This window comes from Streptomyces sp. NPDC029014 (assembly GCF_055564695.1).
In genome coordinates this window covers 1-26538 of record NZ_JBVHVT010000077.1, presented here as the reverse complement: position 1 = coordinate 26538, position 26538 = coordinate 1, and the positions used below count along the sequence as shown (strand labels likewise).

General features: G+C 70.1%; 18 protein-coding genes and 2 pseudogenes. 15 read left to right on the top strand and 5 right to left on the bottom strand.

The annotated features are described in order from the left end of the window. Positions 1-8 precede the first annotated feature (8 nt). From ACZ4VL_RS31815 to ACZ4VL_RS31800, 4 genes are all read left to right on the top strand, one after another. Positions 9-1313, top strand: a complete 1305-nt coding sequence (locus ACZ4VL_RS31815; protein WP_468206867.1) for an MDR family MFS transporter — start codon at positions 9-11, stop codon at positions 1311-1313. Beyond that, a complete protein-coding gene (locus ACZ4VL_RS31810) occupies positions 1306-1812 on the top strand; it encodes a GNAT family N-acetyltransferase (RefSeq protein WP_468206864.1) in 507 nt (168 codons plus the stop codon). Before ACZ4VL_RS31815 ends, ACZ4VL_RS31810 begins: the two co-directional genes overlap by 8 nt. A gap of 234 nt (positions 1813-2046) precedes the next feature. Then, positions 2047-2652, top strand: coding sequence for a LuxR C-terminal-related transcriptional regulator (locus tag ACZ4VL_RS31805; RefSeq protein WP_468206862.1), 606 nt, complete (start codon positions 2047-2049; stop codon positions 2650-2652). Between the two features lie 75 nt (positions 2653-2727). After that, entirely contained in the window at positions 2728-4422 is a 1695-nt protein-coding gene (locus tag ACZ4VL_RS31800; protein WP_468206859.1) for a DUF885 domain-containing protein, read from the top strand. 202 nt (positions 4423-4624) lie between these two features. Here ACZ4VL_RS31800 and ACZ4VL_RS31795 read toward each other — a convergent pair. The 5 genes and pseudogenes from ACZ4VL_RS31795 to ACZ4VL_RS31775 form a co-directional block, all read right to left on the bottom strand. Next, a pseudogene (locus ACZ4VL_RS31795) lies at positions 4625-5108 on the bottom strand (IS5 family transposase); the annotation flags it as partial. Further along, positions 5066-6163, bottom strand: a pseudogene (locus ACZ4VL_RS31790) (transposase); the annotation flags it as partial. The pseudogenes ACZ4VL_RS31790 and ACZ4VL_RS31795, both read right to left, overlap by 43 nt. 74 nt (positions 6164-6237) lie before the next feature. Then, on the bottom strand, positions 6238-7239 hold the full coding sequence (locus ACZ4VL_RS31785; RefSeq protein ID WP_468206913.1) for an SRA domain-containing endonuclease: 1002 nt from the start codon (positions 7237-7239) through the stop codon (positions 6238-6240). 248 nt (positions 7240-7487) lie between these two features. Next, on the bottom strand, positions 7488-9017 hold the full coding sequence (locus ACZ4VL_RS31780) for a helix-turn-helix domain-containing protein (protein ID WP_468206858.1): 1530 nt from the start codon (positions 9015-9017) through the stop codon (positions 7488-7490). A 265-nt stretch (positions 9018-9282) separates the two neighbouring features. Continuing rightward, the gene (locus tag ACZ4VL_RS31775; protein ID WP_468206855.1) at positions 9283-10140 is read right to left on the bottom strand and encodes an alpha/beta fold hydrolase; all 858 of its coding nucleotides are present in this window, start codon (positions 10138-10140) and stop codon (positions 9283-9285) included. 295 nt (positions 10141-10435) lie between these two features. On the opposite strand from ACZ4VL_RS31775, the gene ACZ4VL_RS31770 reads away from it, so the two are divergent. The 11 genes from ACZ4VL_RS31770 to ACZ4VL_RS31720 all read left to right on the top strand — a co-directional run bounded on the left by ACZ4VL_RS31770 (position 10436) and on the right by ACZ4VL_RS31720 (position 26423). After that, a complete protein-coding gene (locus ACZ4VL_RS31770) occupies positions 10436-10936 on the top strand; it encodes a hypothetical protein (protein WP_468206853.1) in 501 nt (166 codons plus the stop codon). Positions 10937-11205: 269 nt separating this feature from the next. Then, complete coding sequence (acnA, locus tag ACZ4VL_RS31765) at positions 11206-13920, top strand: aconitate hydratase AcnA (RefSeq protein ID WP_468206850.1); 2715 nt, start codon at positions 11206-11208, stop codon at positions 13918-13920. Between the two features lie 305 nt (positions 13921-14225). Continuing rightward, positions 14226-15650: an N-acetylglucosamine/diacetylchitobiose ABC transporter substrate-binding protein gene (ngcE, locus tag ACZ4VL_RS31760; RefSeq protein WP_468206847.1), complete on the top strand. Its 1425-nt coding sequence runs from the start codon at positions 14226-14228 to the stop codon at positions 15648-15650. 22 nt (positions 15651-15672) lie between these two features. Further along, positions 15673-16617, top strand: a complete 945-nt coding sequence (locus tag ACZ4VL_RS31755) for a carbohydrate ABC transporter permease (protein ID WP_468206844.1) — start codon at positions 15673-15675, stop codon at positions 16615-16617. A 13-nt stretch (positions 16618-16630) separates the two neighbouring features. Beyond that, positions 16631-17554 (top strand): carbohydrate ABC transporter permease, encoded by a 924-nt coding sequence (locus tag ACZ4VL_RS31750; RefSeq protein WP_468206841.1) that lies wholly within the window; start codon positions 16631-16633, stop codon positions 17552-17554. A gap of 220 nt (positions 17555-17774) precedes the next feature. Continuing rightward, complete coding sequence (locus tag ACZ4VL_RS31745) at positions 17775-18977, top strand: ROK family transcriptional regulator (protein ID WP_468206838.1); 1203 nt, start codon at positions 17775-17777, stop codon at positions 18975-18977. 118 nt (positions 18978-19095) lie between these two features. Further along, positions 19096-20217, top strand: a complete 1122-nt coding sequence (locus ACZ4VL_RS31740; RefSeq protein ID WP_361089547.1) for a substrate-binding domain-containing protein — start codon at positions 19096-19098, stop codon at positions 20215-20217. A 277-nt stretch (positions 20218-20494) separates the two neighbouring features. After that, the gene (locus ACZ4VL_RS31735; RefSeq protein WP_361089549.1) at positions 20495-21283 is read left to right on the top strand and encodes an ATP-binding cassette domain-containing protein; all 789 of its coding nucleotides are present in this window, start codon (positions 20495-20497) and stop codon (positions 21281-21283) included. Next, positions 21280-22572 (top strand): sugar ABC transporter permease, encoded by a 1293-nt coding sequence (locus ACZ4VL_RS31730; RefSeq protein WP_468206835.1) that lies wholly within the window; start codon positions 21280-21282, stop codon positions 22570-22572. The genes ACZ4VL_RS31735 and ACZ4VL_RS31730 overlap by 4 nt, the downstream gene beginning before the upstream one ends. 252 nt (positions 22573-22824) lie before the next feature. Beyond that, entirely contained in the window at positions 22825-24741 is a 1917-nt protein-coding gene (gene dxs, locus ACZ4VL_RS31725; protein WP_468206832.1) for a 1-deoxy-D-xylulose-5-phosphate synthase, read from the top strand. 194 nt (positions 24742-24935) lie between these two features. Next, positions 24936-26423, top strand: coding sequence for an amino acid permease (locus tag ACZ4VL_RS31720; protein ID WP_468206910.1), 1488 nt, complete (start codon positions 24936-24938; stop codon positions 26421-26423). Positions 26424-26538: the final 115 nt, after the last annotated feature.

Here is a 26538-nt window from a genome sequence, read left to right as displayed (position 1 = left end):
GATAACCGATGGCTGTCACCGACACACTCGGCCTGCCGAACACCAAGGGCCGCAGGCCCCTGATCGTCGCCCAGGTCGTCGACGCCCTGGGCACCGGGCTCTTCCTCCCGTTCGCCGTCGTGTACTTCCACACGGCCAAGGGCATCCCCCTGACCACGGTCGGCCTGATGCTGTCCACCGGCGCGCTGCTCTCGCTGCCCGCGGGACCGCTCGGGGGCCGGCTGATCGACCGGTTCGGGCCGCGGGGCGTGCTCGTCGCGAGCAACCTGATCCGCGTCCTGACCTTCACCGCCTACGTGTTCACCGACACCCCCTGGCAGCTGGTGGTGCTGGTCACGGCCACCCTGTGGGGCGACAGCCTGTTCCGGCCGGCGGTCTTCGCGCTGGTGGCGCAGGTGGCCGACGACGGGCACCGGGCGCGCTGGTACGCGATGGACCGCTCCCTGCGCAACGCCGGGATCGGCGCCGGCGGACTGGTGGGCAGCACCCTCGTCGGCTGGGGCGGCACCTCGGGCTACACCGCCGTGGTCGCGCTGAACGCCGTGTCGTTCCTCCTCGCGGCCGGGCTGGTCGCGACCTGGCGCCGGACCACCGTCCCCCGCCCCGCCGGCGCCGGCGCCGGAGCCGACCAGGCCCAGGCCCAGGCCCAGGCCCCGGCCCCGGCCGGGGACGGGGACGGGGCGCAGGAGCGGCGCGGCGGGTACCGGGAGGTGCTCGCCGACCGGGCGTTCCTCGGAGTCCTGGTCACCGTCGGGGTGTTCGCGCTGTGCGACCTCGCGCTGACCCTGCTGCTGAGCGCGTACGTGATCGAGGCGCGCGGGCTGCCGGCGTGGCAGCCGGGCATGCTGTTCGCGATCAACACCGTCATGGTGGTGCTGGCGCAGACCGCACTGGCCAAGGCGGTCGAACGGTACCGGCGGCCCGCAGTACTCCAGGTGGCGGCCGTCCTGTGGATGGTGTCCTTCGGCCTGTTCGCCGCGGTCCCCGGCGACCACGCCGGGCTGGCCTTCGGCGGGCTCGTGCTGGGCATGGTCGTCTTCACGGTCGCGGAGCTGCTCCAGGCCCCGACCAGCAGCGCACTGATCGTGGGGATGGCCACGGAGCACCTCCGCGGCCGGTACCTGGGGTCGGAGGAGCTGATGTGGAGCCTGGCCCGGGTGCTGGCGCCCACCGTGTTCACCTGGCTGCTGGCGCGCGGGGCGGGCCTGCCGTGGCTCGCGCTGTGCCTGTGCTGCCTCGCCGCGATCGTGGTGCTCCGGCGACTGCACCGGGTACTGCCCGCGCACGTCCAGCGCGAGACCGTCGATGCCTGAGCGCGGGTCCGAGGTCCGCAGCCCCGAGGCGTTCCGCGACGTCTACCACCGGGTCTACCGCGAGCCGCCGTACCACGAGGACGCGGCGGCCGCGGACGGCTTCGCACACCAGCTGGCCGGCCACGCGGTGCTGCCCGGCTTCTCCGTGACCACCGTCGCCGACGACGGCGCGCTCACCGGGTTCGCCTACGGCGTCCGCCGCGAGGAGGGGTGGTGGCACCCGCGCGCCACCGCGCCCGCGCCGCCGTGGCTGCGCCGTCCGCTGTTCTACGTCTACGAGCTCGCGGTCGTCCGGGAGTCGCGCGGTCGCGGGCACGGCCGGGAACTGCTGGACCTGCTGCTGGCCGACCGCACCGAGCCGTTCGCCGTCCTCGCCGCGTCGAGCAGGGCGTCGGCGCGCGACCTGTACCGGCGGTGGGGTTGGACGAAGGTCGGCGAGCTGGGCGGTCCACCGCACGGTGTGGACCTCCTGGCCCTCCCTCTGAGACCGCTTCCGTAGCGAACGCCCCGGTTCGGCCCCGGCACCCCGCCCGGGGCCGAAGCCGTGTCCCTGGTGCTGCCGGCCGCCGGGCGCCCGCCGGGCGCGAGCTGACAGAGGCGGCGGTCGTTTCGGCGGCGGGAGCGCATCCCCGTGCAAGGGTGTCCGGTATGCCCGCGACTCCCGGGTCGTGCTCGTTCAGCGGCCCCACGGCCACGCTGTCGCTGCATCGTCTCAATTCACAGGGGGAATCGAATGAGTGTCGATGTGCTGGTCCACGATGACCTCACCCTGTCCCGATATGCGCTCACGGCGTTACTGGAAGGGTGTCCGGACATCCGGATCGTGGGATCGGCGGACAACGTCTACGCCGCACTCGAGTTCGCCGAACTCAACCGGCCCGACGTCGTGCTCGTCAGTTTCGACGGCCGGGACGAGGAAACCGTCGACGTCGCGGAGAAGATCGCCATCCTTCCGGACGTCCGTACGCTGCTGGTCGCCACCGCCTGCGTCCGGCCGGTTGTCCGCAGGGCCTTCACCGGGGAAATCGACGGAATGGTGCGGCGCAGTGCCCCGCCCGAGCGCCTTTTCGAGGCCGTGCACCTGGTACACCGGGGCGAGCGGGCCTTCGACACCGAGCTGGCGGTCGCGGCCGTGTCCAACGGGGACTGCCCGCTGACGCCCCGGCAGTTGTCCGTGCTGGAACACCTCGACCGCGGCGACACGGTGGAGGAGATCGCCGCACGGCTCTCCCTGTCCGAAGGGACGGTCCGCAATTACATTTCGACCATCGTCGTCAACACGGGTGCACGCACCCGCATCGATGCGCTGCGCATCGCCCGGAAACGGGAGTGGATCTGATATCCGTCGCAGCGCAGGCATCGACTTCCCCTGTCCGGCTGATATCGCAGAAGAACGGGTACAAGGACGGCTCGCATGTCCCTTTCCATTGATCCCACGGGTGGTCGGCTGCCCCGCCAGGTGGCCGACGCCCATGTAGACGCCCTCGTCGAACTCGACCCGATCGTCGGTACCTTCCTCGGCATCGCCGGGAGCTCCGACCGGCTTCCCGACTTCTCCCCGGACGGCCTGGAGGCGGTCGCCGGGCTGGCCCGTACGACCCTGAGGCAGCTCGCCGAGGCCGAGGCTGCTCCCGGTGCGGACGACACGGCCGAGCGCCGCTGCGCCCGGCTGCTGCGCGAACGGCTCACCGCCGAACTCGCCGTGGACGAGGCGGGCGAGGGCCTGCGGGCGGTCGCCAACCTCGGATCACCGCTGCACCAGGTCCGTGACGCCTTCACCCTCACGCCGGTGGAGACGGACGAGGACTGGGCGGCGATCGGGCGTCGGCTGCGCGCCGTGCCGGACGCCCTGGCGGGCTACCGGGCCTCGCTGGAGGCCGGTCTCGCCCGCGCGTTGCCCGCAGGGCCGCGGCAGGTCGCGGCCGTCGTCGACCAGTTGACCGAATGGGTCGGCACGGACCGGAGCTTCTTCGCGGACCTCACCGACCCCGGTCCCGAACGGCTGCGGGGCGAGCTCACCAAGGCCGCCGCAGTGGCCACCGGCGCCCTCGCGGACCTGCGCGACTGGCTCCGTGACGGCTACGCCCCGGCCGTAGAGGGCGCACCGGACGTCGTCGGCCGGGAGCGCTACGTCCGCCTCGCCCGCCACCACAACGGCGCCGACCTCGACCTCGACGAGGCGTACGCGTACGGCTGGTCGGAGTTCCACCGGCTGCTCGCCGAGATGCGCACCGAGGCCGAAAGGGTCCTGCCGGGCGCCGGCACCCCCTGGGAGGCGCTGGCGTGGTGCGACCGGCACGGGGAGGCCGTCGAGGGGGTGGAGGAGACCCGGCAGTGGCTCCAGGCGCTGATGGACGACACCATCGACAGGCTGGACGGCACCCACTTCGAACTCGCCGAGCGGGTCCGCCGGGTCGAGTCGCACATCGCCCCGCGGGGCAGTGCGGCCGCCCCCTACTACACGGAGCCGTCGCTGGACTTCTCCCGGCCCGGACGCACCTGGCTGCCGACGATGGGGCAGACCCGCTTCCCGGTCTACGACCTGGTCACCACCTGGTACCACGAGGGCGTGCCGGGCCACCACCTGCAACTGGCCCAGTGGGCGCACGTCGCCGACCGCCTCTCCCGCTACCAGACCACCGTGGCCTGCGTCGGCGCCAACGCCGAGGGCTGGGCGCTGTACGCCGAGCGCCTGATGGACGAGCTGGGCTTCCTGACCGACCCCGAACGGCGGCTGGGCTACCTGGACGCGCAGATGATGCGGGCCGTCCGCGTCGTCATCGACATCGGCATGCACCTGGAGCTGGAGATCCCCGAGGACTCCCCGTTCCACCCGGGCGAGCGCTGGACGCCGGGGCTGGCCCAGGAGTTCCTGGCCCGGCACACCAGCCGTCCGGCCGACTACGTCGAGAGCGAGATCACCCGCTACCTGGGCATGCCGGGCCAGGCCATCGGCTACAAGCTCGGCGAGCGGGTCTGGCTCGCGGGCCGCGAGGCGGCCCGGGCCCGACACGGCGCGGACTTCGACCTCAAGGCCTGGCACATGGCCGCGCTGTCACAGGGCTCGCTGGGCTTGGACGACCTGCTCAGCGAACTCTCGGCGCTCTGACGCAAACACCCGACGGCGCCGCCGTCCCCCCGCACACGGGGAGACGGCGCCGCCGTTCGGCGTCAGATGTCGCGAAACTTACCCCGCCTGTTTAACCTCGCCCGCACCGGCCGCAGCCGGAACGGGCCGGCGACGCACATCCCGCAGAAAATCACCGCGACCGGCCTGTTCGGCCGTGCCCACGAGACCGTCCACCACCGTCCCTTTCGGGGATCGTGTGCCTGATGCCGCGACGTCGCAGCCAGGTCCGGGTCACTTTCGAGCCGTAGCCCTTGTCACCGATGACGTGGGCGGGTCGGTCCGGGGCCGGCCCGGCCCGAGTCGGGGCACCCGAATCGCGTCCATAACGGCGGTGAACTGGGCGCAGTCGTTGGTGTTTCCGCCGGTCAGGACGAGCGCGAGCGGGCGCCCGGCCTCGTCGCAGGCGAGGTGGATTTTGCTGGTCAGCCCGCCTCGGGACCGGCCGAGGGCGGCGGTGTGGAGCCTTCTTCTTCGGCGCCGGCCGAGTGCTGGTGGGCGCGGACGATGGTGGAGTCGATCGACACCAGCCAGTCGATGTCGTCCGCGGCGTCGGCTTGCGCCTGCGCGGAGCGGAGCATTCGGTCGAACGTGCCGTCCGCCGCCCATCTGCGGAAACGGGTATGCAGCGTCGTCCACGACCCGTACCGGTCGGGCACGTCCCGCCAGGCGTGTGTCCCTGGGGGCAGGCCACGGTGGCGGCGGAGGTGTCGATGGCGAAGTCGTCGAGGGTGAAGCCGCCCGGGACGGCCGGCCGCAGTGGGGCGGGTTTGAGGAACAGCCGGTGTCCGGCCTTTTCGAGGGCCTGGCCGGCGTCGCCGGTGGAGTAGGCGGTGTCGCCGAAGGCGTCTACCGGCTCGTTCTCGTCGGCGAGCAGTTCGAGGCCGACGGCTGCCTCGTGGTGCTCTGGCCCGGCCCCGGGCCGCAGGGCGACGGAGGTGAATAACCCGGTTTCGGGCTCGACGGCGAGATGGGCCTTGTATCCGTCCTGCTGGTGGGAGCGGGTCTTGTGGATGTGCCGGGATTCGGGGTCGGCGGTGGAGATCATCCGGTCGTGGGCAGTGCCGCGGGTGATACGCCAGCGGCCGTCACGGCCGTCGGAGTCCTCGGCGGGCTCCACGTCCTGCCCGGCGACCAGGGCGAGGATGCCCACCGCGTTTGCTGCCTTCTCGCCCAGCTCCTGCTCGGGCAGGTGCCCGAGCAGCCTGACCGCGTCGCCGACCAGAGCGTCGACCAGAGTCTCCCGGGCGGCCTGGTCGTTCCAGGCGATGCGGGGTTTGCCCGGGTCGGTGTAGTCGTGGGCGGTGCACTGCTCGGCGGCCGCCTCGGCGCCGCCGGGGACTTCCCGGATCACAGCCCGGACGGCGGCGATGATCTGGGTGACGGTGTCCTGGGTGGCGACCGCGTCGTCGAGCACGGTGGAATCCAGCGCCCGCCGGTGCTTGCCCTTCAGTACGCCGGTGGCGTTCACGACCTCCCGCACCGCCTCGAAGACCCGGTGCGGCCGGGCTGAGCGGGCCAGCCGGCGGCGGAAGTAGGCCAGCAGCGACGGGTCGAACGCCGTGTCGTGCAGGCCAAGTCCGCATGCGGCCTTCCACCGCAGGTCGCAGCGTAGTTCCTGGACCGTCTCGAAGTCCGACAGGCCGTGCAGGGCCTGCACCGTGATCGCCGCGGCCAGGATCTGCGGGGGCATGGACGGCCGCCCGTTCGCCGAGGGGTACAACGAGTCTGGCCCCGCCGACGCGGCGGGGCCAGAACCCAACATCTTCATCAGTCTTCTAGGCCCGACGTCGGGTCTCAGGTCGCCAGGGGGAAGCCAGCGAAGCCGTCCTCGGTCTGGTAAACGAGGTACACGTTCTGCGATGCCAGCAGGTCCTTCACGTCCTTACTCGGCTCGCTGGGCAGCAGCACCGCCGCCCGCAGCCCCTGCGGGTTGGGGAGGTGCCGGCGGTAGTCGGCCAGCTGACCGATCGCCATGCGGATGTTGGTGCGGGTGGTCAGTCCCTTGGCCTCGTACAGCACGTGATCGGTGATGTCGTACAGGTCAGGGGTGAGCGCGCCCACCTCACCGGCGATGGTGATCTGGAATGACTTGTGCAGGTGGCCGGCAGCCTCAAGGTCCTTCTTGAACGCCTCCATCAGCAGGCCCTCGCGGCGCAGAACCGTGCGCGGCCCTCCGGGAACGTCAGCGACCGTCTCCGAGGTCGTGTGCTGCTCGGATTTCTTGTCCTTCACGCTGGTCTGCGCCGGGATCACCGGGACGGTGTCGACATCCTCGACGTCGTTGCCTGCCGCCGGCTTGAGCCAGTCTTCTTCCTTCCAGGCCGGCGTCGACCCCGGAACCGGCCGCAGCCGAAACACCAGGGCATTACGCATCTTGTGGTCCTGGCCCGGTCCGCGGCGGATCTCCACCGGAATGATCGGGTCCACCATCATCTGCCCGATGTAGCGCTGGCGCATGGCGCCGCTACCCCCGGGCACCTTGCCCTGTGCGACGAACAGGTGCAGCTCGCGGCCGTCTTCGACGTGGTAGCGCAGGGACTTGTTGCGGCTCTTCATCTCCTGGTCGCCGTTGGCGCCGTAGCCGGTGTACAGGTACAGCTGACCGTACTCGTCATCCTCGGCGCGGCCGTCGAAGGTGTACCCGTACTCCTCGCCCGCGGACGGGTCGGAGTAGACGAACACCTTCTTCGCCTCGTTGGCCGGCTCGATGCCTTGGTACTTCCCACCGCCGAACGCTGCCACGACCTCGTCACGCGTCGTGATCACTCCGGGCACCAGCTCAAACGTCGTCGTCATGGTCACGACCATAAGCAGCCCAACCGACATCCCGGCACCGCATTTCCGGGACCACGCAAACGGACGGCCCCTCTCGCCCAAGGCCGGGGTCGCCCTGTCCTCACCCTGCGGATCTCAACGCACCTCACGCCCAACAGTCAGGCACGAGCGCGAAGGGCCGTCGACGGGGTCTTCCGCGGGGGCGGAGACACCGGCGACGGCCCACAGACGGCCCAGGAGGACGGCGAAGCGTCCTAACCTGCGGCGTGCTAAATGTCGCGGAAGGTCTCGATCTGGGCGCCGACCGAGTTGAGGCGCTCGGCGAGGTCCTCGTAGCCGCGGTTGATGACGTACACGTTGCGCAGGACCGACGTGCCCTCCGCGGCCATCATCGCCAGCAGGACGACCACCGCCGGGCGCAGGGCCGGCGGGCACATCATCTCGGCGGCGCGCCAGCGGGTGGGGCCCTCGACCAGGACGCGGTGCGGGTCCAGCAGCTGGAGGCGGCCGCCGAGGCGGTTGAGGTCCGTGAGGTAGATCGCCCGGTTGTCGTACACCCAGTCGTGGATCAGGGTCTTGCCCTGGGCGGTCGCCGCGATGGCCGCGAAGAACGGGACGTTGTCGATGTTCAGCCCGGGGAACGGCATCGGGTGGATCTTGTCGATGGGCGCTTCGAGCTTCGACGGGCGGACCGTCAGGTCGACCAGGCGGGTACGGCCGTTGTCGGCGGTGTACTCCGGCGAGCGGTCGTGGTCGAGGCCCATCTCCTCCAGGACCGCGAGCTCGATCTCCATGAACTCGATCGGGACCCGGCGGATCGTCAGCTCCGACTCCGTGACGACGGCGGCGGCGACGAGGCTCATCGCCTCGACCGGGTCCTCGGAGGGGGAGTAGTCGACGTCGACGTCGATGTTCGGGACGCCGTGGACCGTCAGGGTCGTGGTGCCGACGCCGTCGACCCGGACGCCGAGCGCCTCCAGGAAGAAGCACAGGTCCTGGACCATGTAGTTGGAGGAGGCGTTGCGGATGACCGTGACGCCGTCGTGCCGGGCGGCGGCGAGCAGCGCGTTCTCGGTGACGGTGTCCCCGCGCTCGGTCAGCACGATCGGGCGGTCGGGGCTGACGCCGGGCTCGACCTTGGCGTGGTAGATGCCCTCGGTCGCGGTGATGTCCAGGCCGAAGCGGCGCAGGGCGATCATGTGCGGCTCGATGGTGCGGGTGCCGAGGTCGCAGCCGCCGGCGTAGGGCAGACGGAACTGGTCCATGCGGTGGAGCAGGGGGCCCAGGAACATGATGATGCTCCGGGTCCGGACGGCCGCCTCCGCGTCGATGGCGTCCATGTCGAGCTCGGCCGGCGGGACGAGCTCCAGGTCGACGCCGTCGTTGATCCAGCGGGTGCGGACGCCGATGGAGTTCAGGACCTCCAGCAGGCGGTAGACCTCTTCGATGCGGGCGACCCGGCGCAGGACCGTGCGGCCCTTGTTGAGCAGGGAGGCGCACAGCAGGGCCACGCACGCGTTCTTGCTCGTCTTGACGTCGATGGCGCCGGACAGGCGGCGGCCGCCGACGACCCTCAGGTGCATCGGGCCGGAGTAACCCAGGGAGACGATCTCGCTGTCGAGCGCCTCGCCGATGCGGGCGATCATTTCAAGGCTGATGTTCTGGTTGCCGCGCTCGATGCGGTTCACGGCGCTCTGGCTGGTGCCCAGGGCGTCCGCGAGCTGGCTCTGTGTCCAGCCCCGGTGCTGCCGGGCGTCACGGATGAGCTTGCCGATGCGTACGAGGTAGTCGTCTGCCATGGGTGCACCGTATCTCAGATATGAGATGAGCTATGCGCCGGGTGGGGTGTTCGGGTGTCACCGTCCGTCAATTCCCCCGGATGCCACGGCCGGACGGCTGGCGTCCCGCACCGTCCGACGAACCCGACTGACCGGATGGAAAAGGCGTTATGCCGCCGATACGGGCAAAGAGTGACATCCGTGATCGTGTCGAGCGGTTGCCGCGGGCCGAACCGGCCTCCATCGGGCGGGAGTTGTCGTCACCGCCGGGACGGCCCGCGCCGGCTCACCCCGCGAGGAAGTCCGCCACCGTCGAGGCGAACGCGGCGGGTTCGTCGCGCCAGGGGAAGTGGCCGACGCCGGGCCGGACGGCGAGCCGGGCGTCCTTGAAGAGGCTGGCGTACTCGGTCATCACCGGGACCGGACCCTGGAGGTCGAGCTCCCCGGCGAGGACGAGCACCGGTGCCTCGAAGCGGGCGAGTGCGGTGCGCAGCGCGGCCGGGTCGTACGCGCCGTCGCCGCCGAAGGCGGCGGCCGCCTCCTGGTTCTTCCCGCCCTCGCCGTCGGCGGCGAACCGCCGGGTGGCCTCGTCCCAGCGGCCGTGGAAGAACGGCTCGACCTCCGTCCAGTCGCCGTCCGCGGCCCGGCCCGCGACGATGCGCTCCAGCGCCGCGAAGGCGGCCGGGAACCATGGCTCGTCCCGGCGGAGCTGCGCCGCGGCCAGCCGCTGCTCGCCGTCGACCGTGATGTCGGTGGCGGCGACGCTCGGGGTGATCAGGGCCAGCCGGCCGGTGTGCTGCGGGTACCGCGTCGCGTACAGCACGGCCAGGTTGGCGCCGGCGCTGTGCGCGAGCAGGTCCATCCGCTGCAGGCCCAGATGGCGGCGCAGCGCCTCGACGTCCTCGACCTGCCGGTCGCAGCGGTAGCCGGCGGGGTCCTCGGGCACGGCGGAGGTGCCCGTCCCGCGGGGGTCGAGCAGGACCAGGCGGCGGTGGGCGGACAGGCCGCCGAGGTCGCCGAGGTAGGCGGAGTCCTGCATCGGCCCGCCGGGCAGGCAGACCAGGTCGGGGCCGTCGGCCGGGCCGGGCCCGGAGAGGACGCGGTAGCCGAGCAGGGTGTCGTCGTACGAGCTGAAGGCGGGCATGTGGGCGACGCTCGCAGCCCGCCCGGCCCCGGGCAACCGGATTTCCGCCCGCCCGCGACGGGCTGCTGCCTTCACCAGCCGCTCGCGTGCCGCGCGCCGTGACCGACACCGTGGGACGGATCCCGGCCGGCAGGTCCGCGGCGGCGAGGGCGACGGCCCGTGCGCTGCGTCCCCGCTGTGCCGGGCCGCGGCCCGCACCCCTCCGGGCGGGACGCCCCTGCGGGCGGGTCCGGGGCCGGGCGGGCACGCGTCGGTGTGTGAGACTCCGGTGTTGATCACCAGTGGGGGAGTCGCGATGTACCTGCACGCAAGGCGGCCGGCCGGAGCCGGGACGGCCGCGGCGGTCCTGGCCCTGGCCCTGGCCCTGGCCCTGACGGGCTGCACCGGAGCCGGCACCGCGGGCGGAGCGAAGCCTTCGCCCACCTCCACGTCCACGAAGAAGGCCGCGAACGCCGACCGGGACACCGTGGACGCCGAGGTCCGGGCGTTGGTGCGCGCGGCGGGCCTCGACCCGGCGCAGGGGAGGACGACCAGCGCCCCGAACGGGGTGAAGAACCCGGGCCAGGTCGACTGGGCGGCGGTCCTGGACACCCCGCGCGCCGAGCGGGCGGTGCGGGCGGTGCAGGACGAAGCGGAACGCCGCGGCTGGCACCCGGAGCCCGTGGAGGAGGGGAAGGTCGTCTACGAGAAGTCCGGCTGGATGCTGATGGTGGGGAGCTCCGCCACGGCGGACGTCGTCGCCCTCCGGCAGGGGGAGAGCCTGCTGACCGTGTTCGCCCACGGCTGGGGCGCGTGACCCGGGCCGCCGGGCGGGGCGGGGGGCCGTGCGTAGGCCGACGGGGGCGGTCGGGCGCGCCCCGGAATGCGGCGTGTGCCACGCCGTGCATGACCAGGACGCGGCGATGCACTAGAGTTATCTCGACATCGAGATATCTGCCGAAGGCGTACCGCAGCCGCCCCTGCTGGTAAGGACTACCTAACTTAGCCTTACCTTAGCGGATTGGCCACAGGGCGTGGCGGCAGGATTGCGGTTACACGCGCGAATCATGCATGAAGGAGACTGTCGTGTCGGCGAACAGCTTCGACGCCCGCAGCACGCTGCAGGTGGGCGACGAGTCGTACGAGATCTTCCGGCTGGACAAGGTCGAGGGCTCCGCCCGCCTCCCGTACAGCCTGAAGGTGCTGCTGGAGAACCTGCTCCGCACCGAGGACGGCGCGAACATCACCGCCGACCACATCCGTGCGCTCGGCGACTGGGACTCGCAGGCCCAGCCGAGCCAGGAGATCCAGTTCACGCCGGCGCGCGTGATCATGCAGGACTTCACCGGCGTTCCCTGTGTCGTGGACCTCGCCACCATGCGTGAGGCCGTGAAGGAGCTCGGCGGCGACCCGTCCAAGATCAACCCGCTGGCCCCGGCCGAGCTGGTCATCGACCACTCCGTCATCGCCGACAAGTTCGGCACGCCGGACGCGTTCACCCAGAACGTGGAGCTGGAGTACGGCCGCAACAAGGAGCGCTACCAGTTCCTGCGCTGGGGCCAGACCGCCTTCGACGAGTTCAAGGTCGTCCCCCCGGGCACCGGCATCGTCCACCAGGTGAACATCGAGCACCTGGCCCGCACGATCATGGTCCGGGGCGGCCAGGCGTACCCCGACACCCTCGTCGGCACCGACTCGCACACCACCATGGTCAACGGCCTCGGCGTGCTCGGCTGGGGCGTCGGCGGCATCGAGGCCGAGGCCGCCATGCTCGGCCAGCCGGTCTCCATGCTGATCCCGCGCGTCGTCGGCTTCAAGCTGACCGGCGAGCTGCCGACCGGCACCACCGCCACCGACCTGGTGCTGACCATCACCGAGATGCTGCGCAAGCACGGCGTCGTCGGCAAGTTCGTCGAGTTCTACGGTGAGGGCGTCGCCGCCACCTCCCTCGCGAACCGCGCCACCATCGGCAACATGTCGCCGGAGTTCGGCTCCACCGCCGCCATTTTCCCGATCGACGGCGAGACCCTGAAGTACCTCAAGCTCACCGGCCGCTCCGAGCAGCAGGTCGCGCTCGTCGAGGCGTACGCCAAGGAGCAGGGCCTCTGGCTGGACCCGACGGCCGAGCCGGACTTCTCCGAGAAGCTGGAGCTCGACCTCTCCACGGTCGTCCCGTCCATCGCCGGCCCGAAGCGCCCGCAGGACCGCATCGTCCTGGCCAACGCCGCCGAGCAGTTCGCCCAGGACGTCCGCAACTACGTCGACGAGGTCGACGAGGCGGGCAAGGAGTCCTTCCCGGCTTCCGACGCCCCGGCCGTCTCGGGCGGCGCCCCGTCGAAGCCCACCCAGGTCACCCTGGCCGACGGCACCTCCTTCGAGATCGACCACGGCGCCGTCACCGTCGCCGCGATCACCTCCTGCACCAACACCTCGAACCCCTACGTCATGGTCGCCGCGGCGCTCGTGGCCAAGAAGGCGGTCGAGAAGGGCCTGACCCGCAAGCCGTGGGTCAAGACCACCCTGGCCCCGGGCTCGAAGGTCGTCACCGACTACTTCGACAAGGCCGGCCTCACGCCGTACCTGGACAAGATCGGCTTCAACCTGGTCGGCTACGGCTGCACCACCTGCATCGGCAACTCCGGTCCGCTGGACGAGGAGATCTCGAAGGCGATCAACGAGCACGACCTCGCGGTCACCTCGGTGCTCTCCGGCAACCGCAACTTCGAGGGCCGGATCAACCCCGACGTCAAGATGAACTACCTGGCCTCCCCGCCGCTGGTCGTCGCGTACGCCATCGCGGGCTCCATGAAGGTGGACATCACCAAGGACGCCATCGGCATCGACACCGAGGGCAACCCGGTCTTCCTCAAGGACATCTGGCCCTCCGAGGCCGAGGTCAACGACGTCGTGGCCAACGCCATCGGCGAGGACATGTTCAACAAGTCCTACCAGGACGTCTTCGCGGGCGACGCCCAGTGGCAGGCGCTGCCGATCCCGACCGGCAACACCTTCGAGTGGGACCCGCAGTCCACCTACGTCCGCAAGCCCCCCTACTTCGAGGGCATGACCATGGAGACCACCCCGGTCTCCGACATCGCCGGCGCCCGCGTGCTGGCGAAGCTGGGCGACTCGGTCACCACCGACCACATCTCCCCGGCCGGTGCGATCAAGGCCGACACCCCGGCCGGCAAGTACCTGACCGAGCACGGCGTCGAGCGCCGCGACTTCAACTCGTACGGTTCCCGCCGCGGCAACCACGAGGTCATGATCCGCGGTACGTTCGCCAACATCCGCTTGCGCAACCAGATCGCGCCGGGCACCGAGGGCGGCTTCACCCGCGACTTCACCGTCGAGGGCGGCCCGGTCTCCTTCATCTACGACGCCTCCCAGAACTACCAGGCCGCCGGCATCCCGCTGGTCATCCTGGCGGGCAAGGAGTACGGCTCCGGCTCCTCCCGCGACTGGGCGGCCAAGGGCACCGCGCTGCTCGGCGTCAAGGCCGTCATCGCCGAGTCCTACGAGCGCATCCACCGCTCGAACCTGATCGGCATGGGCGTCCTGCCCCTGCAGTTCCCCGAGGGCGCCACCGCGGCCTCCCTGGGCCTCACCGGCGAGGAGACCTTCTCCTTCACCGGTGTGGAGGAGCTGAACGACGGCACCACCCCGCGCACCGTGAAGGTCACCACCGACTCCGGCGTGGAGTTCGACGCGGTCGTCCGCATCGACACCCCCGGTGAGGCGGACTACTACCGCAACGGCGGCATCATGCAGTACGTGCTCCGCAACCTGATCCGCGGCTGACCACAGCAGTAGATCCGGGCTCCACCGAAGGGCCGTACCCCCGTCACGGGGGTACGGCCCTTCGGCCGTCCGGGGGCAGGGCCAGGTTTCGGCGAGGTCTCAACTCGGAAAACCTGGCAGACATGGCTGCGCATGATCTTGCTCACATGAACAGGAGTGGACTATACCTGTGCGCGTCCGGCCCGCCGCGGTCGTGCGGCGCCGGACGGGGGGATGGGCGGGGAGCTGCGGCGACGTCCGCGCGTACCACAACCGCCTTGATCTCCGGCCTCCTTCACACTTCGGACGAAGGCGAGGACTAGAGCATGGGATCCACTGGCGAGGACCTGGGCCGCCGCGATCTGATCAAGCGCTCGGCCGCACTCGGACTGGTCTCGGTGCCGGCGGTGGGCGTGCTGTCCGCCTGCGCCTCCGGCGGCGACGCCTCGGCGAACGGCCCCGACAAGGGGCCCGTCACCAAGGAGAACCCTTTCGGCGTAGCCAAGGGCGGCAAGCTCGACGTGGTCATCTTCAAGGGCGGCTTCGGCGACGACTACGCGAAGTCCTGGGAGGCCGCCTTCGACAAGAAGTGGGGCAGCACCAGCTCCCACCTGGGCACCCAGGAGATCGCCGCCAAGCTCCAGCCCCGCTTCAACGGCGGCAACCCGCCGGACGTCGTGGACGACGCCGGCGCCCAGCAGATCAAGATCGACGTACTGGCCAAGGGCGGCCAGCTCACCGACCTCACCCCGCTCCTCGACGCCGCCACCCTCGACGACCCGAACCGGAAGATCCGCGACGTCCTGATCCCCGGCACCGTCGAACAGGGCACCCAGGGCGGCAAGTTCGTCGCCCTCAACTACGTCTACACGGTCTTCGGGTTCTGGTACTCCGGCAAGCTCTTCAAGGAGAAGGGCTGGACCGAGCCGAAGACCTGGGACCAGTTCCTCGACGTCTGCACCAAGGCCCGGGAGGCCGGCATCGGCGGCCTCGCCCACCAGGGGAAGTACCCGTACTACATCAACGTCGTCATCATGGACCTGATCGCCAAGAAGGGCGGTCTGGAGGCCGTGAAGGCCATCGACAACCTCGACCCGGGCGCCTTCGCGGGCAGTCCCGCCGCCCTCGCCGCCGTCGAGGCGGTCTACGAGGTCGTCGAGAAGGGCCTGCTCATGGCGGGCACCAACGGGCTGACCCACACCGAGTCCCAGACCGCCTGGAACCAGTACAAGGCGGCCTTCGTCCCCTCCGGCTCCTGGCTGGAGAACGAGCAGCTCAAGCAGACCCCCGACGACTTCGACATGAAGTTCCTGCCGGTGCCCGTCCTCGCCGACAGCAAGCTGCCCTTCGAGGCCATCCGGGCCGGCGCGGGCGAGCCCTTCATCGTCCCCGCGAAGGCCGCCAACAAGGCCGGCGGCCTGGAGTTCCTGCGTTCGATGCTGTCACGCGAATGGTCCACCCTCTTCGCCCAGCAGGCCAACTCCCTGACCGTCGTCAAGGACGGCGTCGACCCGGCCGTCAAGCTGCGGCCGGGCACCCGGTCGGCCGTCGCGGCCGTCAAGGCGGCCGGGTCGAACACCTTCAACTACCTGTACCCCGACTGGTACAGCGAAATGGACACCGAGATCCAGAACGCGTCCAATGAACTGATGGCCAAGCGGATCCAGCCGAAGGAGTGGATCAAGCGGGCCCAGGCTGCGGTAGACAAGGCGGCCAAGGACCCGAACGCGAAGAACAACCACCGCAGCTGACGTCACGGACGGACGGACACCGATGAGCCACACAGTCAGGGGACGGGGAAGGGTCGGCTTCATCACCGGCTTCCTCTTCCTGCCGCTCGCGCTGTACCTGACCTTCGTGATCTGGCCGTACCTCCAGACCTTCGGCTACTCCTTCACCAACTGGTCCGGCCAGTCGCCCACGTTCGACTTCGTCGGCTGGGACAACTACACGGCCCTGCTGGAGGACGAGGTCTTCCGCGGCGCCCTCTGGCACAACCTGCTGCTCCTGGTGTTCGTCCCGGCCCTCACCATCCTGCTGGCCCTCTTCTTCGCCTTCATGGTGAACGCGGGAGGGCGCAGCGGGGCCGGCGGGGTCCGGGGCGTGCGCGGCTCGTCCGTCTACAAGATCGTCTACTTCTTCCCGCAGGTGCTCTCCCTCGCCATCCTCGCCGTCCTCTTCGGCGCGGTGTACCGCAGCGACGAGGGCGGCCTGCTCAACGGCTTCCTGGTCGGACTCGGCCTGGTCGACCCGGCCCACCCCGTCGAATGGCTCAACGAGCCCGACCTGGTGCTGTGGTGCCTGCTGTCCGTGGTGGTCTGGCACGGGGTCGGCTTCTACCTCGTCCTCTTCTCGGCCGCCATGCAGTCCGTGCCCAGGGACATCTACGAGGCCGCCCTGCTCGACGGCGCGGGGCGCGCCCAGACCTTCCTGAAGGTCACCCTGCCCCTGCTGTGGGACTCCGTCCAGACCTCCGCGGTCTACCTCGGCATCGCCGCCATGGACATGTTCGTGCTGGTCTCGACGATGACTTCCGGACAGTTCGGCGGCGGCCCCGACCACCACAGCGAGGTCATGGCCACGGTCCTGATGCGCAACTTCCTGTACTTCGGCAAGAGCGGCTACGCCTGCGCCATGGGCGTGGTCATGCTGCTGCTCACCCTGATCCTCTCCGTCGTCACGCTGCGCGCGACCCGCCGCGAGCGCATCGAGTTCTGAGCGGGAGACCACGATGACCACTGTGATCAAGGCGCCCGGGGAGCGCTCGGACGAGCGGGCCGGCGGCGCCGGCCCGGGCCGCGGCTCCGGCGGCGGCTCCGAGGGCACGGCGCTGAACGTCTTCTCGCACGGGTTCCTCGCCCTGTGGGCGGTACTGATCGTCCTGCCGCTGGTCTGGCTTGCGCTCGGGTCGTTCAAGACCGACTCCGAGATCGGCGGCTCCGCCCTGAGCTGGCCCTCCAACTGGCACCTCGACGCCTTCTCCCGGGCCTGGGGCAAGGGCATCGGCGACTACTTCGCCCACACGCTGATCGTCATGGCCTTCTCGGTGCCGCTGACCATGCTGCTCGGCTCGATGGCCGCGTACGTACTGGCCCGTTATCCCTTCCCGGGCAACCGGGTCGTCTACTACTTCTTCGTCAGCGGGGCCATGTTCCCCGTCTTCCTGGCGCTCGTCCCGCTGTTCTTCATGGTCAAACGGCTCGACATGCTCAACACCTACCAGGGCCTGATCCTGGTCTACGTCGCCTACTCGATGCCGTTCACGGTCTTCTTCATGCACTCCTTCTTCCGGACGCTGCCGACGGCCGTGCACGAGGCGGCGGTGATCGACGGGGCCTCCGACACCCGGATCTTCTTCCAGGTGATGCTGCCGATGGCCAAGCCGGGCCTGATCAGCGTCGGGATCTTCAACGTGCTGGGCCAGTGGAACCAGTACATCCTGCCGTCCGTGCTGATGCAGCCGCAGACGGGGTCGGACCCGGAGCGCTACCTGCTCACCCAGGGCCTGATCCAGCTCCAGTACCAGATGGGTTACGAGACGGACCTGCCGGTGCTCTTCGCCGGTGTGACCATCGCGATGATCCCGATGCTGGTGGTGTACCTGTCCTTCCAGCGCCAGATCCAGGCCGGCCTGACTTCAGCCACGCTCAAGTAGTACGCGAGGTCGCCGCCGCACGATCTAGAGCGATGTCTCTCATACTTATGACCTATAAGGGCAGATTCGTGCCGTGTCCGCCTCTTGACGTGTGGATGCCCAAGAGCTCGACTTAGGGTTCACAAGTTGGAGAGACGCCGGCGTCTCGGAGACTCCAGTCCGCGATGGCCGGCCGGGGGGCGACGGCCGGCCGTCGCTTATGGGCAGGAGTGGATGAGTCGTGCAGACTCCCGGATCGCAGTCTTCACTGCACCGTGCGAATCTCGAGCGGGTCGTGCGGGCGGTGCGGCTCGCGGGTTCGCTGACCCAGGCGGAGATCGCCCGGTCCACCGGACTGTCGGCGGCCACGGTCTCCAACATCGTCCGCGAACTCAAGGACGGCGGGACCGTCGAGGTCACGGACACCTCGTCCGGTGGCCGCAGGGCGCGCAGCGTCTCCCTCAGCGGGGACGCCGGCATCGTGATCGGCGTGGACTTCGGCCACACCCACCTGCGGGTGGCGGTGGGCAACCTGGCCCACCAGGTGCTGGCCGAGGAGACGGCCCCGATGGACGTGGACGCCTCCTGGGCGGACGGCTTCGACCGGGCGGAAGCGCTGGTCGGAAGGCTGATCGAGGGCATCGGGGTGGGTCTGGAGAAGGTCATCGGCGTGGGGCTCGGCGTCCCCGGCCCGATCGACGTGGAGTCCGGGACGCTCGGCTCCACCGCGATCCTGCCGGGCTGGGCCGGCATCAACCCCCGCCAGGAGCTCGCCCGGCGCCTCGGCGTGCCCGTGTACGTCGACAACGACGCCAATCTCGGCGCCCTCGGCGAGCTGGTGTGGGGGAGCGGCCGCGGGGTCAAGGACCTGGCGTACATCAAGGTCGCGAGCGGTGTCGGCGCAGGCCTGGTGATAAACGGCCAGATCTACCGCGGACCCGGTGGCACGGCCGGCGAGATCGGCCACATCACGCTCGACGAGTCCGGTCCGGTCTGCCGCTGCGGCAACCGCGGCTGCCTGGAGACCTTCGCCGCGGCCCGCTACGTGCTTCCGCTGCTCCAGGGCACGCACGGGCCGGAACTCACCATGGAGCGGGTCGTCGAACTGGCCCGGGAGGGCGACCCCGGGTGCCGCCGGGTCATCGCCGACGTGGGCCGTCACGTGGGGAGTGGCGTCGCGAACCTCTGCAACGTCCTGAACCCGAGCCGGGTGGTGCTGGGCGGCTCCCTGGCCGATGCCGGGGAGCTGGTCCTGACCCCCATACGAGAGTCCGTCGGACGGTACGCGATCCCCAGTGCGGCACGCCAACTCTCCGTCCTCACCGGCTCGTTGGGGAGCCGTGCCGAAGTGCTGGGGGCACTGGCCCTGGTGCTCAGCGAGATGGGGGATTCAACCCTTCTGTCCGATTCGCCGTCGCTGAAGCTCTTGCCTTCAGTTAGATAACGGATGGCACCGTTGTCATCTCGTTAAGGATTCACTCCTTGACGGCAAACTTGCGGCCGGGGTTGACTCCATCACACCTCGGCCGCACCGTTGCGGCCCTGTCAGGGAGGTTCAGGAAATGAACACGCGTATGCGTAGAGCCGCCGTAGTCGTCGCCGCGAGCGCCATGGCCGTGTCCCTCGCGGCCTGTGGCAGCGCCAAGGAGGCCGGCGAGAAGCCGAAGGAGTCCGGCACCTCGGCCGCCGCCGCGGGCGGTGCGATCAAGGTCGGTCTGCTCCTGCCCGAGAACCAGACCGCGCGCTACGAGAAGTTCGACAAGCCGCTGATCGAGAAGAAGGTCAAGGAGCTCACCGGCGGCAAGGGCGAGGTGGTCTACGCCAACGCCAAGCAGGACGCGACCACGCAGAACTCGCAGGTCGACACGATGATCACCAACAAGGTGAACGTCCTGATCGTCGACGCGGTCGACTCCAAGGCCATCGCCGGTGCGGTCAAGAAGGCCAAGGACGCCGGCATCCCGGTCGTCGCCTACGACCGCCTCGCCGAGGGCCCGATCGACGCCTACACCTCCTTCGACAACGAAGAGGTCGGCAAGGTCCAGGGCAAGGCGCTGCTGGAGGCCCTGGGCGACAAGGCCAAGGACGGCGACATCGTGATGATGAACGGGTCGGTCACCGACCCGAACGCCGCCCTCTTCAAGAAGGGTGCCCACTCCGTCCTCGACGGCAAGGTGAACGTCGGCAAGGAGTACGACACCAAGGAGTGGAAGCCGGAGAACGCCAACACCAACATGGCGGGCGCGATCTCGGCGCTCGGCAAGGACAAGATCATCGGCGTCTACTCCGCCAACGACGGCATGGCCGGCGGCATCATCACGGCCCTCAAGGCGGCCGGCATGAACCCGCTGCCCCCCGTCACCGGCCAGGACGCGGAGCTCGCGGGTGTCCAGCGCATCGTCGCCGGTGAGCAGTTCATGAGCGTCTACAAGCCGTACGCCCCCGAGGCCGAGGCCGCCGCGAAGATGGCCGTCGCGCTCGCCAAGGGCGAGAAGCTCGACGGCGTGACCACCTCCACGGTCGACAGCCCCACCGCCAAGGGCGTCCCGTCGGTCCTGGTCCCGGTCGTCTCGCTCACCAAGAACAACATCAAGGACACTGTCATCAAGGACGGTGTCTACACGGCCGACGAGATCTGCACGGACAAGTACGCGGCCGCCTGCACCTCCCTCGGTCTGAAGTAGGACCGCAGCGGCCTCCACGCAGGCCGTACGCAGCCCACGCCGGCCCACCCGGGCCGGCCCGCGGCCCCGCACGGACCCCCGGTCCTGCGAGGTCCCAGCGTCCTGCCGGCCGGTGGCCCGCCCAGCGGCCTCCGGCCCACCGGGACCCCCGCGCCTGCCCGGCGCCCCGCCCACTCATCCCCGCCACCGGCGGGACGCCGGGCAGAAACGATTCCTCACCCCCACCCCGCTCCTGCACTTATTGCACGACATCCCCGCCGGTCAGGCGGCGAAGGAGATGGTTCATGTGTCCGCTGCGCCCGTGCTGGCGTTGCGAGGGGTCTCGAAGCGGTTCGGCGCCGTCCAGGCGCTCACCGACGTAGACCTCGAGATTCACGCCGGCGAGGTGGTCGCCCTCGTCGGCGACAACGGCGCCGGCAAGTCCACGCTCGTCAAGACGATCGCCGGCGTGCACCCCATCGATGACGGCGTCATCGAGTGGGAGGGCAAGCCGGTCACGATCACCAAGCCCCACGACGCCCAGAACCTGGGCATCGCGACGGTCTACCAGGACCTCGCGCTGTGCGACAACATCGACGTCGTCGGCAACCTCTTCCTGGGGCGCGAGCTCAAGCGCCGCGGTGTCCTCGACGAGGTGGAGATGGAGCGCCGCGCCCGCGAGCTCCTGACCACCCTGTCCATCCGGATCCCCAGTGTCCGGATCCCCATCGCCTCGCTCTCCGGCGGTCAGCGCCAGACGGTGGCGATCGCCCGTTCGATGCTCGGCGAGCCCCAGCTCGTCATCCTCGACGAGCCGACCGCCGCCCTCGGCGTCGAGCAGACCGCACAGGTGCTCGACCTGGTCGAGCGGCTGCGCGAGCGCGGTCACGCCGTCATCCTCATCAGCCACAACATGGCCGATGTGAAGGCCGTCGCCGACCGGGTGGCGGTCCTGCGGCTGGGCCGCAACAACGGTGTCTTCAAGGTCGCCGAAACCTCGCAGGAAGAGATCATCTCCGCCATCACGGGAGCCACGGACAACGCCGTGACCCGCCGGGCGGCGCGCACCGGGGAGGCTCGCAAGTGAGCACCGAACACCACACCCATGCGGAAGAGGTGGCCCAGCTGGCCAACCCGGCCGCCCCGGCGGACGCCATTCCCGCGGTGGACCCGCGCCTGCTCGTCCGCGAGCAGGGCCTGACCGGCTACCTCAGCGAGTTCGGCCGCCGGATGAAGGCCGGTGACCTGGGCTCCCTCCCGGTCGTGGTGGGCCTGATCGTCATCTGGGGCATCTTCCAGGGGCTGAACGCGAACTTCCTCTCCCCGGAGAACCTCACCAACATCGCGATCACCATGGTCGCCACGGGCATGATGGCCGTCGGCATCATCTTCGTGCTGCTGCTCGGCGAGATCGACCTCTCGGTCGGCTCGGTCAGCGGTGTCTCGGGCGCCCTCTTCGCCGTCCTCGCGGTCACCCACGGCGTCAACGAGTGGCTGGCGATCCTGGCCGCCGTCGCGGGTGGTGCCCTGATCGGCGCAATCCACGGTTTCTTCTTCGCCAAGATCGGCGCGCCGGCCTTCGCGGTCACCCTGTCGGGCCTGCTGTTCTGGTCCGGTGCCATGCTCCAGATCCTCGGCAGCAACGGCACGATCAACATCGACCCCGACGGTGTCGTGGGCCAGCTGACCACGTACTACTTCACGGACGTGGCCGCCGCGTACGGCCTCGCGGCGGTCGCCACGGTCGGGTACTTCCTGGCCGCCTTCGCCGACAACAAGCGCCGGGCCGCCGCGGGCGTCCCGTCGCGCCCCACGAGCGAGCTGCTGCTGCGCACCGGCCTGCTCGCGGTGTTCACCTTCGGCCCCGCCGCGGTGTTCAACCAGTACAAGGGCCTCCCGCTCGCGGTGGTGCTCTTCGTGCTGGTCCTGGTCGGCACGGACTTCGTCCTGCGCCGCACCACCTTCGGCCGGAACGTCTTCGCCCTCGGCGGCAGCGTCGAGGCCTCCCGCCGCGCGGGCATCAACGTCGCCGGCATCCGCATCGCGGTGTTCTCCATCGCGGGCACCTTCGCCGCCATCGGCGGGCTCTTCTGGTGCTCCAAGATCGCGGCGGCGAACCAGAGCGCCGGCGGCGGCGACCTGCTGATGAACGTCATCGCGGCGGCCGTCATCGGCGGCACCAGCCTCTTCGGCGGCCGCGGCCGGACCTGGAACGCCCTCCTCGGTGTCATGGTCATCACCTCGATCCAGTACGGTCTGGCTCTCGAGGGAATCGCCACTCCCGTCCAGTACATGATCACCGGTGCGGTGCTGCTGGCCACCGTGGTGATCGACTCGGTCACCCGCAAGACCCAGAAGACCGCCGGACGCGCCTGACGGCGCCCCGGCGCGGTAAGACCGGTCACAGTGCCCGGTGCCACTCCTCGTGGCACCGGGCACCTGTGCGTACATCAGTTCGTCGGCGTGTACGGGCATATGTGCAGATATGTACCCGAATGTGATGTATGGCATCGGGCAGATGTGCACAGGTATGACGAAGCCGTGACCCGCATGCGGTAGCCCGATGACCACGGTCGCCGACGGAACATTAGACTCGACGAACCAGCTAGCAACTGCAAGGAGGCACGGGTGCTGCTGACCCGCATCAAGGGACCGCGCGATCTGGACCGGCTCAGCCAGGAGGAGCTGGTTCAGCTCTCCGCCGAGATCAGGTCCTTCCTCGTCGACGCCGTCTCCAAGACCGGCGGGCACCTCGGCCCCAACCTCGGTGTGGTCGAGCTGACGATCGCCCTGCACCGGGTCTTCGAGTCGCCGAAGGACCGGATCCTCTTCGACACGGGCCACCAGGCCTACGTCCACAAGCTGCTCACCGGCCGCCAGGACTTCGCCGGCCTGCGCACCAAGGGCGGCCTGTCCGGCTACCCCTCGCGCGCCGAGTCCGACCACGACGTGATCGAGAACTCCCACGCCTCCACCGTGCTGGGCTGGGCCGACGGCCTCGCCAAGGCCAACGAGGTGCTCGGCCGGCCCGACCACCACGTGGCCGCGGTCATCGGTGACGGCGCCCTGACCGGCGGCATGGCCTGGGAGGCGCTGAACAACATCGCCGCCGCCAAGGACCGCCCGCTGGTCATCGTCGTCAACGACAACGAGCGCTCCTACGGCCCCACCATCGGCGGCCTCGCCAACCACCTGGCCACCCTGCGCACCACGGACGGCTACGAGCGCTTCCTGGCCCGCGGCAAGGAGATCCTGGAGCGGACGCCCGTCGTCGGCAAGCCGCTCTTCGAGACCCTGCACGGCGCCAAGAAGGGCCTGAAGGACTTCATCGCCCCGCAGGGCATGTTCGAGGACCTGGGCCTGAAGTACATCGGCCCCATCGACGGCCACGACATCGAGGCCCTGGAGTCCGCGCTCCAGCGCGCCAAGCGCTTCAGCGGCCCCGTCATCGTCCACTGCCTCACCCAGAAGGGCCGCGGCTACACCCCGGCCCTGGAGCACGAGGCGGACCGCTTCCACGCGGTCGGCGTCATCCACCCCGACACCGGCCTGCCGGTGAAGACCGCCGCCGCCAGCTGGACCTCCGTCTTCGCCGACGAGATGGTGAAGATCGGCCACGAGCGCCCGGACGTCGTCGGCATCACCGCCGCCATGCTCCACCCGGTCGGCCTCAACAAGTTCGCCGAGGCCTTCCCGGAGCGCATCTACGACGTCGGCATCGCCGAGCAGCACGGCGCGACGTCCGCGGCGGGCCTCGCCACCGGCGGCGTCCACCCGGTCTTCGCGGTGTACGCCACCTTCCTCAACCGTGCCTTCGACCAGGTCCTGATGGACGTCGCGCTGCACAAGTGCGGCGTCACCTTCGTCCTGGACCGGGCCGGCGTCACCGGCGACGACGGCGCCTCCCACAACGGCATGTGGGACATGTCCATCCTCCAGGTCGTCCCCGGTCTGCGGCTCGCCGCGCCGCGCGACGCCGAGCAGCTGCGCGCCCAGCTGCGCGAGGCCGTCGAGGTCAAGGACGCCCCCACCGTGGTGCGCTTCTCCAAGGGCGTCGTGGGCCCGGCCGTCCCGGCCGTCGGCCGCATCGGCGGCATGGACGTGCTGCGCGCCCCGGCCCCCGAGGTCACCCGGCCGGACGTGCTGATCGTCTCGGTCGGCGCGCTCGCCCCGATGTGCCTGGAGGTCGCCGACCTCCTCGACAAGCAGGGCATCAGCAGCACCGTCGTCGACCCGCGCTGGGTCAAGCCGGTCGACGAGGCCCTGGCCCCGCTGGCCGAGCAGCACCGCGTGGTCGTCACCGTCGAGGACAACGGCCGGGCCGGCGGTGTGGGCTCCGCAGTCTCGCAGGCGCTGCGCGACGCGGGCGTCGACGTACCACTGCGCGACTTCGGCATCCCGCAGCGCTTCCTCGACCACGCCCTGCGCAAGGAGATCCTGGCCGAGATCGGCCTGACCGCCCCGAACATCGCGCGGCAGGTCACCGGCCTCGTCGCCAAGCTCGACGGGCGCCTCGACAGCGAGCGGGCCGCCGCCGTGGACTAGCGGCGACCGTCCGGCGGCTAGCGGCGTCCGTCCGGCGGCCGCGGGGCGGGCCGTCCGGAAATCGCCCCGCGCAGGGTGCGTAGATCGATGCGCGGTTGCACGTCACGGGCCGGGAGATCACTCTTGGAGAGTGGGCCTCCCGGCCCGTTCGTGTGCGTCGACACCTGTTCGGAGGTGTGTCGGTGAGTACGGATATGAACAGTCCCTTCCGCACCAAGACGGTGGAGCAATCCATCCGCGACACGGAGGAGCCGGAACACGCCCTCAAGAAGTCGCTGTCGGCCTGGGACCTGACCGTCTTCGGTGTCGGTGTCATCATCGGCACGGGCATCTTCGTCCTGACGGGCATCGCGGCCCGCAACAACGCCGGCCCCGCCACTTCCCTGTCCTTCGTGGCGGCGGGCGTCGTCTGCGCCCTCGCGGCCCTCTGCTACGCCGAGTTCGCGTCCACCGTGCCGGTGGCGGGCTCGGCGTACACGTTCTCGTACGCCTCGATCGGAGAGCTGCCCGCCTGGATCATCGGCTGGGACCTGGTGCTGGAGTTCGCGCTGGGCACCGCCGTGGTGGCGGTCGGCTGGTCCGGCTACGTCCGGCACCTGATGGACACCAACCTCGGCTGGACGATGCCCCGCGCGCTGTCCGGACCCGATGCGGGAGGCAGTTTCGACCTGCTGGCGTTCCTGCTGGTCCTTGTGCTGACGGCGATCCTGGTCATCGGGACGAAGCTGTCGGCCCGGATCACCGCGATCGTCGTCGCCATCAAGGTGACCGTGGTCATGCTGGTCATCATCGCGGGCCTGTTCTTCATCAAGTCCGACAACTACAAGCCCTTCGTCCCGCCGGCCCAGCCGCAGCCGGAGGGTACCAGCGGGTGGAAGGCGCCGCTGGTCCAGGTGCTGTTCGGCTACGAGCCCACCAACTTCGGCGTCATGGGCATCTTCACGGCCGCCTCCCTCGTCTTCTTCGCCTTCATCGGCTTCGACGTCGTGGCCACCGCGGCCGAGGAGACCAAGAACCCGCAGCGGGACATGCCGCGCGGCATCCTGGGCTCGCTGCTCATCTGCACGGTCCTGTACGTCGCCGTGACCCTGGTGGTCACGGGCATGCAGAAGTACACGGAGATGTCGCCGACCGCTCCGCTCGCCGAGGCCTTCAAATCCGTGAACCAGCCGTTCTTCGCCGGCGCCATCAGCCTGGGGGCGTCCGTCGGCCTGATCACGGTGTGCATGATCCTGTTGCTCGGTCAGACCCGCGTGTTCTTCGCGATGAGCCGTGACGGACTGCTGCCGCGCGTCTTCTCCGTCACCCACCCGAAGTACCGCACCCCGTACCGGGCGACCGTCCTGCTCGGTGTGGTCATCGCCGTCGTCGCGGGCTTCACCAGCCTGGAGAACCTCGCGGAACTGGTGAACATCGGCACCCTGTTCGCCTTCGTGGTGGTCGCGCTCGGCGTCATCATCCTGCGCAGGACCCGCCCCGACCTGCACCGGGCGTTCCGCACCCCGTGGGTGCCGGTCATCCCGATCCTGTCGATCGCGGCCTCGTTCTGGCTGATGCTCAACCTGCCGACCGAGACCTGGGCCCGGTTCGCCATCTGGATGGTCATCGGCTTCATCGTGTACTTCGCGTACAGCCGCCGCAACAGCCGCCTGGGCCAGGTCGGCGCGAACGCCAAGTACTGATCCGCCCCGGCACCGTCACCGCGGGGGGGGGGGGGGGGGGGGGGGGGGGGGGGGGGGGGGGGAGCGGGGGGGGGGGGGGGGGGGGGGGGGGGGGGGGGGGGGGGGGGGGGGGGGG

Bases quoted from the DNA above. Each gene is read 5' to 3' on its own strand.
- ACZ4VL_RS31815 (WP_468206867.1), top strand. From the start codon at position 9: ATGGCTGTCACCGACACACTCGGCCTGCCGAACACCAAGGGCCGCAGG.
- ACZ4VL_RS31810 (WP_468206864.1), top strand. From the start codon at position 1,306: ATGCCTGAGCGCGGGTCCGAGGTCCGCAGCCCCGAGGCGTTCCGCGAC.
- ACZ4VL_RS31805 (WP_468206862.1), top strand. From the start codon at position 2,047: ATGAGTGTCGATGTGCTGGTCCACGATGACCTCACCCTGTCCCGATAT.
- ACZ4VL_RS31800 (WP_468206859.1), top strand. From the start codon at position 2,728: ATGTCCCTTTCCATTGATCCCACGGGTGGTCGGCTGCCCCGCCAGGTG.
- ACZ4VL_RS31785 (WP_468206913.1), bottom strand. From the start codon at position 7,239: ATGACGACGACGTTTGAGCTGGTGCCCGGAGTGATCACGACGCGTGAC.
- ACZ4VL_RS31780 (WP_468206858.1), bottom strand. From the start codon at position 9,017: ATGGCAGACGACTACCTCGTACGCATCGGCAAGCTCATCCGTGACGCC.
- ACZ4VL_RS31775 (WP_468206855.1), bottom strand. From the start codon at position 10,140: ATGCCCGCCTTCAGCTCGTACGACGACACCCTGCTCGGCTACCGCGTC.
- ACZ4VL_RS31770 (WP_468206853.1), top strand. From the start codon at position 10,436: ATGTACCTGCACGCAAGGCGGCCGGCCGGAGCCGGGACGGCCGCGGCG.
- ngcE (WP_468206847.1), top strand. From the start codon at position 14,226: ATGGGATCCACTGGCGAGGACCTGGGCCGCCGCGATCTGATCAAGCGC.
- ACZ4VL_RS31755 (WP_468206844.1), top strand. From the start codon at position 15,673: ATGAGCCACACAGTCAGGGGACGGGGAAGGGTCGGCTTCATCACCGGC.
- ACZ4VL_RS31750 (WP_468206841.1), top strand. From the start codon at position 16,631: ATGACCACTGTGATCAAGGCGCCCGGGGAGCGCTCGGACGAGCGGGCC.
- ACZ4VL_RS31740 (WP_361089547.1), top strand. From the start codon at position 19,096: ATGAACACGCGTATGCGTAGAGCCGCCGTAGTCGTCGCCGCGAGCGCC.
- ACZ4VL_RS31735 (WP_361089549.1), top strand. From the start codon at position 20,495: ATGGTTCATGTGTCCGCTGCGCCCGTGCTGGCGTTGCGAGGGGTCTCG.
- ACZ4VL_RS31720 (WP_468206910.1), top strand. From the start codon at position 24,936: ATGAACAGTCCCTTCCGCACCAAGACGGTGGAGCAATCCATCCGCGAC.